The following is a 15,253-nucleotide window of genomic DNA, read 5'->3' as shown; positions in this document are numbered from 1 at the left end:
TTCATGATGTGCTTTTATCTTACAGGACGCACTTTCCTATAAGGATTAGGGTGTCAAAAGGTCCTTTTGCAAACGTCTCAAGTCAATATGCTCAAAACGAAAAGACTCCTGCTCCGAATTCCAATATATAAGAAGTTCTAATTCTCAGTCTATTCACGCCAAACATACCAGAAAACAAAAAACTCGCTGCGCTCAAACAGTTTTGTTTTCTGTTATGGCTCAAATATCCAGAGAAAGAACTTCTAAATATTTACATAGGCGCAGTCGTTCTTTTTGTTTTGCTCATATTGACCAAAATGTATTTATAAAGGACCTTTTGACACCCTAATCCTATAAGATAAAAAGAACTTATACATTACATAAATAGTAACATATAAGTTCCTTATTGTAAAAATCAAATCTGTTTTACAAATAATATTAATATATATTTAGCTCACATAGTTATCAAAATATCCCTGAACCAAGATAATCGGTGTTCCCTTATCTCCCGAACCGCTGGTCAAGTCACAGAGCGAACCAATCAAATCCGTAAGCTTTCTGGGCGTTGTCCCCTGAGAAGCCATATCTCCTACCAAATCATCCTTCTTCTCCTTGATGCGATTCGTAATTGCATCCTTTAATGCCTCTCCGGACAAATCCTTGAAATCGTTGTCCGCAAGATACTTCAGCTTCACTTCGTTGGGCGTTCCTTCCAGTCCCGGTGTACTTGCAGGCGATACGCAAGGGTCAGCCAGCTCCCAAATCTTTCCTACGGGATCCTTAAATGCTCCGTCACCGTATACCATGACCTCTACATATTTTCCGGTTTTTGAAAGGATGTCCTTTTGAACGTCCATAACCAGATCCGTACAGTCCTTAGGGAACAGCTTGATCGTATCCTCCGTAGACTTATTCGAACCAAGAAGCCCGTATTTTTCGTTATAACCGCTTCCGTCAATAGAATTTGTAAGAATGTCATCCATTCCATAAACTGCCTCTGCTCCGCACGCTTTCAAAATTTTTTTTGTACGAAAACGAGTGTGAATATCGCAGTTAAGAACCTTTTTCGTATATCCTAAAATCTTTCTCGAGTCGTTAGCAAAGATCACTTCAACCTCTGCTCCGGCCTCTTTGATTAAATCGCTGTAATATTGTACATAATCCACTCCGGTAAAGGGATGCTTGTTCTCTCCAAACAATTCTCTATATTTTTCAAGGGTAAGCACGTCGCTGTATGGATTAATGCCGGCTTCGTCCAGCTTATCGATAGAAACCAGTTCATTTCCCACTTCATCGCTGGGATAACTCAGCATAAGCACTATCTTGTCGGCCCCCTTAGCAATTCCTTTTAAGCAGACAGCAAAACGGTTTCTCGACAAAATAGGAAAAATAACGCCAACCGTTCCTCCTCCCAGCTTCTTTTTCACATCCTGTGCTATATGATCAATGGAAGCATAGTTTCCTTGTGCGCGCGCAACCACGGATTCCGTTATCGCGATAACGTCTCTGTCCCGAAGCTCAAATCCCTCACTCTGCGCGGCTTCCAGCACACTGTCAGTTACAATCTTTACCAAATCGTCCCCTTCTCTGATGATAGGGCAACGAATTCCCCTCGATATTGTTCCTACTTTTCTCTCCATAGTTTCCCTTCTTTCCTGTGCTTTCGTCGTGCACACAGTTTACCGCACGCTTTATTATTATAATAGAAAATGGACATAAAAGAAAGAGTATTCTATTTTTCCGTTTCCATATTTATACAAGACGTTATCAGCATGGATATAATTTCTCAAAAATAACCGGCCTCATTAATTTGCCGAGACAGACAACATCCTTGGTATAGCTGCAGTTCTCCCAATAGCTGGCCGTTCCGATCTGGATATTATCATAAGCCTTGAAATAATATTCGCATGTAGCGGTATTTACAAAAGCCGTATACTTGGTGTAATCATAAGTATCACGGCTTGTCATTACCACCCCTCTCGGAATGGAAACGCTTTCCATAACATGAAAGCAGCTCATGACCATACCAGTTGCATCTCTGGGCAGTTCAATATGTGTCTTGATAAATGCCGTTCTTACGAACCTCTCCGGAGATGTATATCCGCCGGGCAACGGCATAGTGCCCGCTGCTTGCCCAAAAGGGCTCAATCTTGTATTCCCCCACCATACTTCGGGAACCTGTCTCGTCGATACGTTCATATAATTTCTTAAATTAACCATCTGCCATTGATAATCCGGGCTGTTAGCCATGACACCAATCGTATTATCGAACATTTCAAGACCTCTTTTGGTTTGCTCTATAATAATACTTTTTCCGCTTCTGTCCACGGCCATCCAGTGGAGGGGGGCTACTGTCTCCGTTATGGGATCAGGCATACCGATGAGATAAGTGTTTTGTACAACCTCCTTCAGTCCTTCTATATCACTGCATCTTCCTAAGATGTAATGAAGAAAATCCCATGAATTGATTGGATTTTTGCCCATATGTATCATTTTCATATTATTCTCATTATATTCCTCATACTGGGCATAATCGGCAAAATAAAGTGCTGCCGCAGCAAATCCTCTTTCGTTTACCCCATCAAAAAATCCCAGACTTCCATCTCTTTCCTGCCCGATTCCGATGAAACCGAAATGGTTTCTTAGGACACGCATGTTTAAAACATTATTCCATTCATAATTAGGCGGAACAATATACAATTGCGGTTCTATATCATAAGAAAAATCCATGTTTCGCCCAAAAAAAGTTTCTCCGCTTTGTGACTGTAAAGTAATCGCTGTACACATAATTTAACTCCTTTCTACTACAATATATTTATGGTTAATATCCCTTACAGCCAGTAAGGAATTATCCATCTTGTTGCTTAAGCTGTTATAATGATGGAGCAATAGGTACATCGGCTTCCTTTCTTGGACTTCGCGTCCGTTGTTTAGACTGATGGCCAGCTCCTCATTTGCAGCATTCGTTTTATGCAGGTTGAACTGCCTCAGGCACGTTCGTGTCACACCACAGTAGATTGAATAGGTAATGAGTAAAACTGGTATCTATCCATTGCAATTATCTTAAGGAGTGACATATTTATGAACATGAACGCAGTAGGTATTGATGTTTCCAAGGGCAAGAGCATGATTGCCATTCTACGCCCTTATGGTGAGATAATCTACTCACCCTTTGAAATCCGCCACACCTCTGATGAAATCCGTTCCTTGATTGAACAGATTAAATCCATTGATGGTGATTCCCGTATTGTTATGGAGCACACTGGCCGTTATTACGAACCATTGGCTCGTGAGCTTTCCCATGCTAATCTGTTTGTAAGCGCTGTGAATCCCAAGCTCATTAAAGATTTTGGTGATAATTCTTTGCGCAAAGTCAAGTCTGATAAGGCGGATGCGGTTAAAATTGCCCGTTATGCTCTTGACAGTTGGACTGATTTGAAACAGTATAGTTTTATGGATGAAATAAGAAATCAACTTAAAACGATGAACCGCCAGTTCGGCTTCTACATGAAGCACAAAACTGCTATGAAGAACAACCTGATCGGCATCCTTGACCAGACCTATCCTGGTGTTAATACTTACTTTGACAGCCCTGCCCGTGATGATGGAAGCCAGAAGTGGGTTGATTTCGCCACTACATACTGGCATGCGGACTGTGTTCGTAAGCTGTCATTAAACGCTTTTATCGACCATTATCAAAAATGGTGTAAACGTAAAAAGTATAACTTCAGTAAGACAAAAGCGGAAGAAATCTATGGGGCAGCCAAGGAACTTGTTCCTGTACATCCAAAAGATGATTTAACCAAACTTATTGTTAAGCAAGCTATAGAGCAATTAAATACCGCTTCTAAAACGGTAGAGGAACTTCGCGCTCTGATGAACGAAACCGCTTCTAAACTGCCGGAATATCCCATTGTTATGGCTATGTGCGGCATTGGTCCGTCACTTGGCCCACAACTGATGGCCGAAATCGGCGATATCACACGTTTTACTCACAAGGGCTCCATTACTGCTTTTGCGGGCGTTGATCCCGGTGTGAATGAATCTGGTACTTATGAGCAAAAAAGTGTACCAACTTCAAAACGTGGTTCCTCGACCTTGCGCAAAACCCTATTTCAAGTCATGGACGTTCTGATAAAAACCAGACCACAGGATGATGCTGTCTATCGATTTCTGGACAAGAAACGTGCTCAGGGCAAGCCTTACTATGTGTACATGACAGCAGGTGCCAATAAGTTCCTGCGCATCTACTATGGAAGAGTAAAAGAATATTTAGCATCTCTCCCACAATAATTATCACACTCTTTCCTTTTTAGACCAGCGTATAGCGGTGGTCTATTTGTGATGCTTAAAATCCTGCATATAAATTATTTCACAAATTCTTCAATTTCCTATTGACTTTTTATTTGCAGGCTATTCATTATATTGTACAGCAAATCATTCTATGCCATCATGCCTCATTTCCTGCACTGCCGCATATTGTTCTTATCAATTAAGATAAAATTGAATTAATAAAAAAGGAAGGGAATATACATCCCTTCCTCATAATTTATTTCGTTTGAATAAACCACTTGGCAGATTCGGATAGATCTCCATAATCATAATCTGTAGTCTTAGTACAGGAGGATTTAAAGAACGCGGACGTTTCCTCCTTGTTTGACAGATTCCACGCTATATAACTGATATTACGGCTTTCCAAAAGTTCTATCCACTTATCGGCTTCCTCTACATTAACGGCTCCGCTGCCGGAAGCATCACAGATGCCGAATTCACTTACAAAAATAGGAAGCCCGCCGTCATGTGCCTGTTTTAGCTTGCTGCGCAGTTCTTCTCTGTGAGTATCCGCATAAAAATGTAATACATACATCAAGTTGTTATAGCCTGTAATAGGATCCTCCTGCGCTTTATCTACTTCCTGCGACCATGTAGGGGTACCTACCAGAATAATCGCAGTTTCGTGATTTTGTCTGATTACCGGAATCACCTCATCCGCATAGCCCTTTATCTCCGGCCAGCCTACATTGCCATTGGGTTCATTACAGATTTCATAAATCACATTATCATACTCTCGGTACCGTTTTGAACTTTCCTTGAAAAAAGCAAGGCTTTGCTCTTTGTTTTGACCGGGATTGCCATCGCTTAAAATGTGCCAGTCGATGATAACATAAAGTCCAAGGTCTGCAGCTGCCAGAACGCCTTTATGGATGACATCCTTGACCATCCGGCGATTATCATCATCGCCCACGCAATAACCATTGTGCTCCGCCGTATACATGGCCAGCCGAACCACTTCAATCCCCCACTCATCTCTCATAAATCGAAAACTTTCCTGATTTACATATTGAGGATACCATGACAATCCGTGAGTACTTACCCCCCTTAAAGCAACCGCGTTTCCATTTCTGTCCACTAATTGATTTCCTTTTACGGATAAAGCTCCATATCGCTCTACCGGTGTTGTTCCTGTCATCTTTACATTTTTATTTACTGCATCTCCCATAACTCGTTTATTCCCCCCTATACAATATACATGATATTACAACAAAAGTAATTTGTGAAATTATACCACAATATTACTCTGCAAACAATTAATTATGATGCACAGATGAGAATTTTTGTTATTATTTTGGAAGGCTTTCCCTGCATTACCTCTTAAATTTCTCCTCAGGTGTCTTGCTAAGTTCCTTTCTATTCTGCGGAGCAGACCAAAAACCTTCATAGTCGATCTGATCCACAAACCGGGAATTGAAATCCTGAAATAACCCCGTATTATCACCCTGAGGTGCTGCTATATCCCTAAGGTCTCAGATTTCTGTAATAATGAGTGGCGATCTCGCCAATGTCACGAAAAGCCTTACATCGCTGTCCGTCACATAATCTCCTAACAAAAAACGGTTTCTGGAAAGCCTCTCCTCTATAGTATCCGGCGCATTGTAAAAATCCTCAAAAGCTTCCTGGTATGCTGTTATCGACTGGGCGAACATCATCCGATAGGTTCCATTATTCACATTAGGAAAAAGCCAGTCGTTGAAATCATCGATTTCCTTTCTGAGCTCTTCCGGATATAAATCGGGAGCGCCCTCTTTCTGATAAGGAACAAAAGCTGTTTCAAAATAATTGGTCAGCCTGCGATAATCGTTATTAACCACTTTTTTCGTCGTAACGTCTACCAAAGCCGGAACGGTGCAGCGCCCCGCATAATCAGGGTCTGCGTTATAATAAAATTCACTTAAATACTGCATGCCAAGTACTGGATCTTTTCTATCTTCGTTATATACGAATTCCCATCCGTATGATCTGTTCTCTTTACTGTGTCCCACCAGATTGATGCCAATAGCGTCTTCAAGTCCTAACAGCTCGCGCACAATGGAAGCGCGGTTCAACCAATGGCATCCCTTTGCAACGATGCCGCAAGGATTGGTGGCAACGGCACATAGATGATAGTGTTTTTTGATCACCTCGAAATCTGTCAGCTTATTGCGGTTTGTCCAGAATCCGTTATAATAGGCCACATCGAATCTGGCTAAAGTTACATACAACCTGACATCAGATTCCGTGATCCGGTCTCCGAATAGATAGCGGCTGTATGAAAGCTTCTCTTCCAGCCAGTCCAACCTGTCAAATACAAGGTGATATGCCTCCTCGTAAGCCTCCTCGCTTCTGGCAAATCCCGTCTTGTATCCTAAAACCTTGAAACCTCTTGCGTAAAACGATAATTTTCAGGGAGAAGAAATCCCTCCTGCTCCATCCATTCCTGTTTTTCTTTTCCTACATCGAAAATGCACATAGCCGTCTTGTTCCTTCGAAATCCCATTTTTTCATAAAGGGCGACGGTTCTTGGATGGGTCTATAAGATGATGTTCTGCCCCTTCAGCTGATCTAACAATAAGGTGATCAGTCTTCTGCCGATTCCATATCCCTGATACTCCTCGTCCAGAGCGACATTATAAACGGCTGCCTGACAGATTCCGTCCGACAGTGCTCTTCCTACACCCACTATTTTATCTTCGTCATAGACAAACACTACCGCATAACTGTTTTTAAATATGATTTCCTGCTCTCCCGCAGAGTAGTCGGACAGGCCGGAGCGCCGCAGTACGTCGGATACCTCCTGCCAGTTGACATCTCCTTTCGTGAGCTTATATGTAATATTATCCATTGTGTACACCGCTTAGAAACCGCTTTGCTCCTTCTTAAACTTTTCCTCCGGATCTGCGCTCAAATTCCTCCTGTCAGCAGGCTCCTCCCATACGCTCACATCCGGTCCCTTTGCTTTGATAGAATATATGTTTCCCCAAAGGGACTTTAAATGGGGGGACAACTGATAGTGTCTCTTGTAGGTTTCGAAATAAGTGCTCTCCTTTATTTCTGATACCTGATACAGCTCTCTCGCATATGCCCATAGGTTCTTGTAATCGATAAGTCTCTTTTTATTCGCATGAAACACCTGAAAATATACTGCGTCGAATCTGGCCAAAGTCGGATACAGCCTGATATCTGAATCCGTGATATATCTCCCAAAATGTAAAATATATTTGATATCAATAAAATGAAGGTATATACTTAAGCTGTTAAAAGACAAAGAAAGGATTACAAAAATGTTTGAAAACGACTACATTATGCGCCTGATATACGATATTATCAGGACACTAAAAAAATTAATATTCAAAACCAGCGAGGAAAATGGTGAGATTACGGAAATGGACGCTAATGTAGCGAAGGATTTCAGGCGATTATCAGCTCTCATCGATGAAGGAAGAATAAACGAGGCGGAGAATCTTCTGACGGAAGAAATGGAGACCGAAAGTACAAAGGCTTTCCAGACAGCGCTTTTATTTTACGAATATTTGAATAGCAAGGATAATGATTTTCTGGAGGACAACGATTTTTCAAGAAGGGAAATATCGGACGGGATCAAATACGCCGCCGGCCTCTATGGCTACGGCAGCATGATAGACGCTCTTTTAGCAAATGCCGGAGAAGATTAGAACCTTTGCCCCAGATTGCGCTCTATATAATATACGAGGACTAACAAATCAGAAAGCGGCATGTTTTAAACAGCCGCTTCCAGTCTTTCCAATGCCTGACGCAGTACCTCTCTCGGACAGGCGACGTTGATTCTTTCAAATCCCGCCCCCGGCTCGCCGAACATGGTTCCCACATCCAGCCAGAGTCCCGCTTTATTGACAATCAACTCTTTCTTTTTCTTTTCGCTAAGTCCAAGCTCTCTGAAATCAAGCCAGACAAGATAGGTCCCCTCAGGCTCTATCAGCTTTATCTGCGGAATTTTCTCGCTTAAAAAACTTCTCACGAATTCTATATTTCCCTGCAGATACTCCATAAGCTGGGTATGCCACTCTTCCCCGTACCGGTAGGCCGCTTCGCAGGCGGTAAGTCCGAGAGTGTTCAGCTGGCTGTAGCCTGAAGCTACTATTTGGGCTTTAAATCTGTGCCTTATCTGAGGATTCGCAATCAATATGTTTGAAATCTGAAGCCCCGCAAGATTGAAGGTCTTGCTGGGCGAAGTGCAGATAATCGTCCTATTGTTCAACTCTTCGCTTAAGCTTGAAAAAACAGTATGCCTTCCATGGAAAACAAAATCCTGATGGATCTCATCGCTGACCACAAGGATATTCCTTCGGATGCAGATTTCTCCCAACTTCTCAAGTTCTTCCCTGCTCCATACCCTCCCCACAGGGTTGTGAGGGCTGCATAAGATGAAAAGCTTCACATTGTGCTCCTTGGCTTTTCTCTCGAAGTCCTCCAAATCCATATGGTATTTTCCATCCTTACCAAGATAAAGGGTATTATCGATCATTTTCCTGCGGTTGCTCTCGATGGTCTCCCGAAACGGATAATATACCGGCTGCTGGATCATAACTGCGTCGCCCTCCTCTGTAAAGGCTTGTATCGCCATAGCTATCGCGTATACGACCCCCGGAGTCTTTATCAGCCATTTTCTTTCGATGCTCCAATTGTGCTTTTTTTCCATCCAGCCTTTCAATGCCTCGAAATACTCCTCACCGACTTCGGTATATCCGAAAATTCCATGAGCCGTCCTTTCCTGGATGGCTGAAAGCACTTTTTCAGGAACCCTGAAATCCATATCCGCCACCCATAAGGGCAGAACGTCCTCGGGCATTCCTCTTTGCTTTCCGAAATCATACTTTATGCTGCAGGTATTCCTGCGCTCGATGATTTCATCGAAATTAATATTCGTTTCACTCATAAAATACTCTCTCCAGTTCCTTTATTAAATCTTCCTCATCTTCAATGCCTACCGACAGTCTGAGCACTTTATCAGTAATTCCGTTTGCCGCCAAGGTCTCTTCCGGCACGTCCGCGTGGGTCTGGGTAATAGGATAAGTAATCAGCGTCTCCACGCCCCCGAGACTTTCCGCAAACTGTATCAGACGGACCTTCTGCAGTATCTCCAGGGCAAGTTCCTTTGTCTCCACCTCGAAGGTAACCATGCACCCGAAGCCTCCTGCCTGCTCTTTGCATATTTCAAAACCGGGACTTTCCGGTATTCCCGGATAAAAAACCTTCGTTATCTTCTCCTGACAGCGAAGCCACTCTACAATTCTTCCGGTATTTTTCGATGCTCTTTCCATTCTTATGGCCAGTGTCTTGATTCCTCGCAGAATCAACCAGCTGTCGAAGGGCGCCAGACCGGAACCTACGGTCTTAATGATAAACCTGAGCCTCCCGGCAATTTCCTCCGATGAGGTTACAAGAAAGCCTGCGAGAGTATCGTTATGTCCGCCCAGATATTTGGTTCCGCTGTGTACTACCACATGAGCTCCCAGCTTAAGAGGGTTTTGAAAATAAGGTGTTAAAAACGTATTATCCACTATAAGCAGAAGCTTATTTTTCTCCGCGATCCTGGACAGCTTGCAAATATCGATAACATTCATCATCGGATTCGTGGGCGTCTCAATAAAAATCGCCTTTGTCTTTTCATTCACCAGAGTTTCAAAGGCTTTACCCTCTTCATCGCCGCACAATATCTTAGAGCAGTTGACATGGTCGAATACCATTCCATTTTTCTTGCTGATATTATCAAAAAGACGGATGCTTCCTCCGTAAAGATCACAGTCCGTTATGATGTGGTCTCCCGGTTCAAATAATTCGAACAGTGCAGTAATCGCTGCCATACCGCTGGAAAAAGCCAGCGCATCTATTCCGTTTTCCAAAGAAGCAACTACTTTTTCGAGCTGCTCTCTCGTAGGATTCTGCAAACGGCTGTAATCATAGCCTGTGCTTTCACCTACCGCTTTATGGGCGAAAGTAGCCGTTTGATAAATCGGAAAGCTAATCGCTCCCGAAGCATCGGGAGATGATGCCTGCCCATTTCCATATAAACACTTTGTCGATATACCATATTCCATATTTCTTCTCCGCTTTCCCAGTATAATCAGCATTAAATGTCTTAATGTTTGGTGCTGATTATACTCGTTACTAATCTCTGAAAGTTCTCAGAGCGTCTATCGTCTCTTCTATCAGCTTATCCAAATCCCAGCCTAACATATCTGCTCCCGCTTGAATCACTTCTCTGGAGCAGGCTGCAGCAAAGCCCTTGCTTTTGAATTTCTTTTTTACCGATTTCACTTCCAGGTCCTGAACACTTTTGGAGGGCCGCATGAGCACCACCGCTCCGATGAGCCCGGTCAATTCATCTACCGCGTACAGCACCTTCTCCATTTCGTGCTCCGGCTTTATATCCACCGTTATACCGTAACCGTGGCTTGCCGTTGCTCGGATCAGCCGCTCTTCCAAACCGGCTTCACGCATGATTTCCTGCGACTTGATACAGTGCTCATCCGGATAGCGCTCGAAGTCCAGATCGTGCAAAAGTCCTACATTTCCCCAGAAATCCTCTTCTTCTGCATATCCTAACTTACGTGCGAAATATTTCATTACGCCCTCAACAATCTCAGCATGCTCTAAGTGAAACTCATCCTTATTATATTCCGTCAATAAATTCCAAGCTTCTTCTCTAGTCATTTTTATACTCCATCTCCGCATCAAAGCACATTTTTTTCATACTTTTTCAATTCTTCTATATACTTAAGGGCAAGGATGCTTAAAGGCATCTTTTTCTTTTTGATATACCCTATTCTCATCTTCTCGTTCGTTTTAAGAGGAATCGCCCTATATTCGTTATCATAGAGTTCCTCGCATATGATTCCCGAACACAAAGTATACCCGTTGAGGCCTACCATGAGATTGAGCATGGTAGCCCTGTCATTGGCCTTTATAATCTGTTTATATTCATAAGTGCTGAATACTTCCTCCGCCAGATAAAAAGAATTATTATTCCCCTGCTCGAAAGATAGGCAGGGGTATTTTTTCAGATCTTCAAAGCTGATTTTCTTTTTTTCAGCCAGAGGGTTGCCTTTCCATAAAAAAACGTAGATCCCGCACTGAAACAAATCTGTGAATTCCAACTCCTGATCGCTGAATATTTTTTCCAGTGCCTTTGAATTAAAATCATTTAAGTACAAAATACCTAACTCGCTTTTTTGATTTTTCACGTTCTCGATCACTTCATAGGTCTTCGTCTCTCGTACTGCGAACTCATAATCGTCCATTCCGAATTCTTTTGCCATCTCGATAAACGCCTGTACTGCGAAGGTATAATGCTGCATGGATACACTGAATTTCTTCTTGAATTTATCCCTCTGGATAAACCGCTCTTCCATCTGTCTGTATTGCTCTATCATCTGCCTTGCATATCCGAGGAATTCCTCCCCTTCGGGAGTGATGACGATTCCCCGGTTCGAGCGCAGAAATATTTGTAAGCCGATTTCATTTTCCAAATCCCGTATGGTACTGGATAGGCTGGGCTGTGTGATGAACAGCTCGGCAGCCGCCTTGTTCATGGACTTTTCGTTCGCAATGCAGACCGCATAGCGAAGCTGCTGTAATGTCATATTTTCTTTCCTCCATTAGCCCAGCCAAATAAAAGTTTTCTTTTTATAAAACCGCTTTAAAGGCTTCCTCTAGATCCTCGATAATATCCTCAGCATTTTCCGTTCCTATGGAAAGTCTGATCGTATTTGGCGCAATACCTGACGCTTCCAGTTCTTCCTCTGTCATCTGGGAATGGGTAGTGGAAGCCGGATGGATCACCAGGGATTTTACATCGGCCACATTCGCCAACAAGGAGAACAGCTCCAGCTGGTCTATGAAATCCTTCGCCTTCTGTGCATCCCCTTTGATTTCAAAGGTAAAGATAGATCCCCCTCCATCAGGGAAATATTTCGTATACAATGCTTTCTGTTCCGGGTCGTCCGTTACTGCAGGATGATGTACCTTTTCTACCTGCGGATGATTGTTCAAATACTCTACCACCTTTAAGGAGTTCTCCACATGGCGCTCCACACGAAGCGACAAAGTCTCAAGTCCCTGTAAAAAGAAAAATGCATGGAAGGGAGATAAAGTAGCTCCCGTATCACGAAGCAATATCGCCCGGATTTTGGTCACATATGCAGCTGCGCCTACCGCTTTCGTAAAGCTTATGCCGTGGTAGCTGGGGTTGGGCTCTGTGAGGGAAGCAAATTTACCTGAAGCTTCCCAATCGAATTTGCCGCTGTCGATGATGACACCTCCGATCGCAGTACCATGGCCTCCGATGAACTTCGTAGCGGAATGTATCACGATGTCTGCTCCGTATTCGATAGGCCTTACCAGATATGGAGTTGCAAAGGTATTGTCCACAAGAAGCGGAATCTTATGCGCATGTGCAATTCCCGCAATCTTCTCTATATCCACCACATCGGAATTGGGATTGCCCAAGGTCTCGATTAAAATTAACTTCGTATTCTCTTTTATAGCGCCTTCTAACTCTTCATAATTGAAGGGATCCACAAAGGTCGTTGTGATACCGTACTGCGGCAGGGTATGAGCCAGCAGATTATAAGTACCTCCATAAATATTCTTCACGGATACCACGTGGTCTCCATTCTGCGCGATATTTTCAATCGCATAAGTAACTGCGGCAGCTCCCGATGCAACCGCTAAAGCCGCAATTCCCCCCTCCAAAGCTGCTATTCTGCGCTCGAACACGTCCTGCGTGGGATTGGTCAGCCTTCCATAAATATTTCCCGCATCCGTCAGTCCGAATCTCGCGGCAGCATGCTCGCTGTTATGAAATACATAGGAAGAGGTCTGGTAAATCGGAACCGCTCTCGCATCCGTAACCGCATCCGGTGTCTCTTGTCCCACATGAAGCTGTAAAGTTTCAAATTTAAAATTTCTTTCTTTTCTCGTTTTTTTAGCCATTTCTACATCCTCCTGATTCACCAAATAGTAATCTAATGCTTTCATTCTTTGCTTCTGTAGTTTTTATTATACTTATCCGGCTATCCGAGTGTTAATACTAAAAAATAACATCCAGCTATAGATTCTGCCTATAGCTGGATTATATATCCATCTTTCGATTTATGCAATTAATATATCTTTGTCATTTGTAAACTAATCAAAAATTACATTCCACTTATCATTTTCATATGCATCAAAACACATTTTTATTTGAGAATAAACATTTTTATCCTCATCTAATACAGGCAGATTATTAAGAGAGAAATACCCGCTTTCTGTTGTTTCATTATTCTGCCGGAAACTCCCCCCTCTTACAACACAGATAACGAAAACTTTACATATTTCGTAGGCATATTTCGGGAAATTATGTTTATTTCTATTCTGTATCGCTATCACTTTTACAGGCTCCACATCTAACCCGGCTTCTTCTTTTACTTCTTTAACCGTATTTGATGCAATTGACTCGTTGTAATCAATCCACCCGCCAGGAAGTGACCATTTTTCTTTCTCTTTTACAAGAAGTATTTTATTTTCATTGAATATTACTGCCCGCGTCTCCAATTTAGGTGTTTGATAACCCACCTCATTGCAAAATAAATCTTTTATCTTTCCAATCGGATATTCTGTCTTTATAGCCATTATTTCTGCTGAAATATCCCTTATTCTCTCAAATCGTTCCTTATCAAACAAATCCTTTGTATATGTCAGACCATTTTGAGCTATTGACTGCAATTCCATTGACAGCTTCGTTAATGTATCCAACTCATTCCTATTTTCTTTCCGGTCCAACGGTATTGTTTCTGCAAATGAAAGATGGCTATCATCACGTTCTGACGTTATAACATCCCTATAACCGGTTATCGGCCAGACAATTCCGACGTCGGGATCATTCCATGGTATTCCGCCCTCATCCTCCGGATGATAAAAGTCTGAAAGTTTGTAGGAAAACTCCGCAGTGTCAGACAAAACAAAAAAGCCATGTGCAAACCCTTCTGGTACATATAACATATTATTCTTTTCACCTGATAAAGTCAGACCATGCCATTCCCCATAAGTTTTTGAACCTTTCCGAAGATCCACTACCGCATCAAAAACTTCACCCTTTATCACTCTTACCAATTTCCCTTGCTGATATTTTCTTTGAAAATGCATCCCTCTTAACACATTTTTTGATGAGACCGAATAATTATCCTGAACAAATTTCATATTCAATCCATTTTCAAAAAATTCTTTTTCACTATATGACTCCAGATTATATCCTCTCGAATCCTGATACACTTTAATTCTCACTTCATATAGATCTTCAAATTTACCACATTTAATGAATTTAAAATTCTTCATTTATATTTTCTCCGTTCTTCCCGCTATTTGTTAAAATATTTCCACCCAAGAAATGCCCTGATAAAACATAAAATACATCTGATAAATACTCAACTACCCTATCTATATTAGCATCTAGAAATACTAATATAACAACTAAATTAATTTATTATTTTTACCCAATTTTATTTTAATACCATAATTTACAATTATCTAATCATATATTGTGAACTGATTATCAGATACTATCAATAGCTGATAGTTATCGATGACCAAAAAGGTGTCCCGCTCGCAGCGCACCTTTCGCAGCAGAAGAACAATGTCCGCCAAGGAATCCAGCGTGGGGAGCTCCAGACTTCTTAACTTTGCCGCAGTTTCTTCGTCGATTTCTCCAAACAGGCTGCAAATTCCGTCCCATACCTTTGCAGGCGCTTCTACAAGAGTCAATGGATATTGTTCCATTCCGCTCATTCGATCCTTAAGCTGTTTCGAAAAATAATACAACTCACTGGCGTTTCTTTTCACTTTTTGCATGTCAGCCGCTCCATTTTATAAAATCTTCCAACAAAATTTTACATTTATATGGTAATATTATTATTAATTATGTATCATTTCAACAGCTCAGAAG

Annotated in this window: 16 protein-coding genes and 1 pseudogene; 2 read left to right on the top strand and 15 right to left on the bottom strand. The window is 42.1% G+C overall.

The window, feature by feature from the left end; all coding sequences use genetic code 11:
- Positions 1-428: 428 nt before the first annotated feature.
- Positions 429-1,619: a coenzyme F420-0:L-glutamate ligase gene (locus V6984_RS07745; protein ID WP_342759205.1), complete on the bottom strand. Its 1,191-nt coding sequence runs from the start codon at positions 1,617-1,619 to the stop codon at positions 429-431.
- A 127-nt stretch (positions 1,620-1,746) separates the two neighbouring features.
- Positions 1,747-2,766 (bottom strand): choloylglycine hydrolase family protein, encoded by a 1,020-nt coding sequence (locus tag V6984_RS07740; protein WP_342759204.1) that lies wholly within the window; start codon positions 2,764-2,766, stop codon positions 1,747-1,749.
- A 300-nt stretch (positions 2,767-3,066) separates the two neighbouring features.
- Between V6984_RS07740 and V6984_RS07735 the strand changes: the two genes are divergently transcribed.
- Entirely contained in the window at positions 3,067-4,272 is a 1,206-nt protein-coding gene (locus V6984_RS07735; RefSeq protein WP_342759963.1) for an IS110 family transposase, read from the top strand.
- Positions 4,273-4,528: 256 nt separating this feature from the next.
- On the opposite strand, the gene V6984_RS07730 is transcribed toward V6984_RS07735, so the two are convergent.
- From V6984_RS07730 to V6984_RS07710, 5 genes are all read right to left on the bottom strand, one after another.
- Positions 4,529-5,479, bottom strand: coding sequence for a glycoside hydrolase family 5 protein (locus V6984_RS07730; RefSeq protein WP_342759203.1), 951 nt, complete (start codon positions 5,477-5,479; stop codon positions 4,529-4,531).
- A 304-nt stretch (positions 5,480-5,783) separates the two neighbouring features.
- Positions 5,784-6,593, bottom strand: coding sequence for a glutathione S-transferase C-terminal domain-containing protein (locus V6984_RS07725; RefSeq protein ID WP_342759202.1), 810 nt, complete (start codon positions 6,591-6,593; stop codon positions 5,784-5,786).
- 68 nt (positions 6,594-6,661) lie between these two features.
- Positions 6,662-6,793 carry a hypothetical protein gene (locus V6984_RS07720; RefSeq protein ID WP_342759201.1) on the bottom strand — a complete coding sequence of 44 codons (132 nt, stop codon included), beginning with the start codon at positions 6,791-6,793 and terminating at the stop codon, positions 6,662-6,664.
- A 33-nt stretch (positions 6,794-6,826) separates the two neighbouring features.
- Positions 6,827-7,138 carry a GNAT family N-acetyltransferase gene (locus V6984_RS07715; protein ID WP_342759200.1) on the bottom strand — a complete coding sequence of 104 codons (312 nt, stop codon included), beginning with the start codon at positions 7,136-7,138 and terminating at the stop codon, positions 6,827-6,829.
- Positions 7,139-7,150: 12 nt separating this feature from the next.
- Complete coding sequence (locus tag V6984_RS07710) at positions 7,151-7,456, bottom strand: hypothetical protein (protein WP_342759199.1); 306 nt, start codon at positions 7,454-7,456, stop codon at positions 7,151-7,153.
- A 121-nt stretch (positions 7,457-7,577) separates the two neighbouring features.
- Between V6984_RS07710 and V6984_RS07705 the strand changes: the two genes are divergently transcribed.
- Positions 7,578-7,967, top strand: a complete 390-nt coding sequence (locus V6984_RS07705; protein WP_342759198.1) for a DUF6483 family protein — start codon at positions 7,578-7,580, stop codon at positions 7,965-7,967.
- A 65-nt stretch (positions 7,968-8,032) separates the two neighbouring features.
- Here V6984_RS07705 and V6984_RS07700 read toward each other — a convergent pair whose 3' ends face one another.
- The 8 genes and pseudogenes from V6984_RS07700 to V6984_RS07665 form a co-directional block, all read right to left on the bottom strand.
- A complete protein-coding gene (locus V6984_RS07700) occupies positions 8,033-9,208 on the bottom strand; it encodes a MalY/PatB family protein (RefSeq protein ID WP_342759197.1) in 1,176 nt (391 codons plus the stop codon).
- A complete protein-coding gene (locus tag V6984_RS07695) occupies positions 9,201-10,370 on the bottom strand; it encodes a PLP-dependent aspartate aminotransferase family protein (protein ID WP_342759196.1) in 1,170 nt (389 codons plus the stop codon). Before V6984_RS07695 ends, V6984_RS07700 begins: the two co-directional genes overlap by 8 nt.
- Before the next feature lie 70 nt (positions 10,371-10,440).
- A complete protein-coding gene (locus V6984_RS07690) occupies positions 10,441-10,986 on the bottom strand; it encodes a hydrolase (protein ID WP_342759195.1) in 546 nt (181 codons plus the stop codon).
- Positions 10,987-11,006: 20 nt separating this feature from the next.
- Positions 11,007-11,915, bottom strand: a complete 909-nt coding sequence (locus tag V6984_RS07685) for a LysR family transcriptional regulator (protein ID WP_342759194.1) — start codon at positions 11,913-11,915, stop codon at positions 11,007-11,009.
- 43 nt (positions 11,916-11,958) lie between these two features.
- Positions 11,959-13,266 carry an O-acetylhomoserine aminocarboxypropyltransferase/cysteine synthase family protein gene (locus tag V6984_RS07680; RefSeq protein WP_342759962.1) on the bottom strand — a complete coding sequence of 436 codons (1,308 nt, stop codon included), beginning with the start codon at positions 13,264-13,266 and terminating at the stop codon, positions 11,959-11,961.
- 192 nt (positions 13,267-13,458) lie between these two features.
- Positions 13,459-14,043: an NUDIX hydrolase gene (locus V6984_RS07675; RefSeq protein WP_342759961.1), complete on the bottom strand. Its 585-nt coding sequence runs from the start codon at positions 14,041-14,043 to the stop codon at positions 13,459-13,461.
- 84 nt (positions 14,044-14,127) lie between these two features.
- A pseudogene (rfbC, locus tag V6984_RS07670) lies at positions 14,128-14,646 on the bottom strand (dTDP-4-dehydrorhamnose 3,5-epimerase); the annotation flags it as partial.
- A gap of 192 nt (positions 14,647-14,838) precedes the next feature.
- Positions 14,839-15,159, bottom strand: a complete 321-nt coding sequence (locus V6984_RS07665; RefSeq protein WP_342759193.1) for a hypothetical protein — start codon at positions 15,157-15,159, stop codon at positions 14,839-14,841.
- Positions 15,160-15,253 lie beyond the last annotated feature (94 nt).

Source organism: Kineothrix sp. IPX-CK, from assembly GCF_039134705.1.
Taxonomy (GTDB): domain Bacteria; phylum Bacillota; class Clostridia; order Lachnospirales; family Lachnospiraceae; genus Kineothrix; species Kineothrix sedimenti.
The sequence above is the reverse complement of the archived record's forward strand: the minus strand, read 5'-3'. Positions and strand labels throughout refer to the sequence as shown.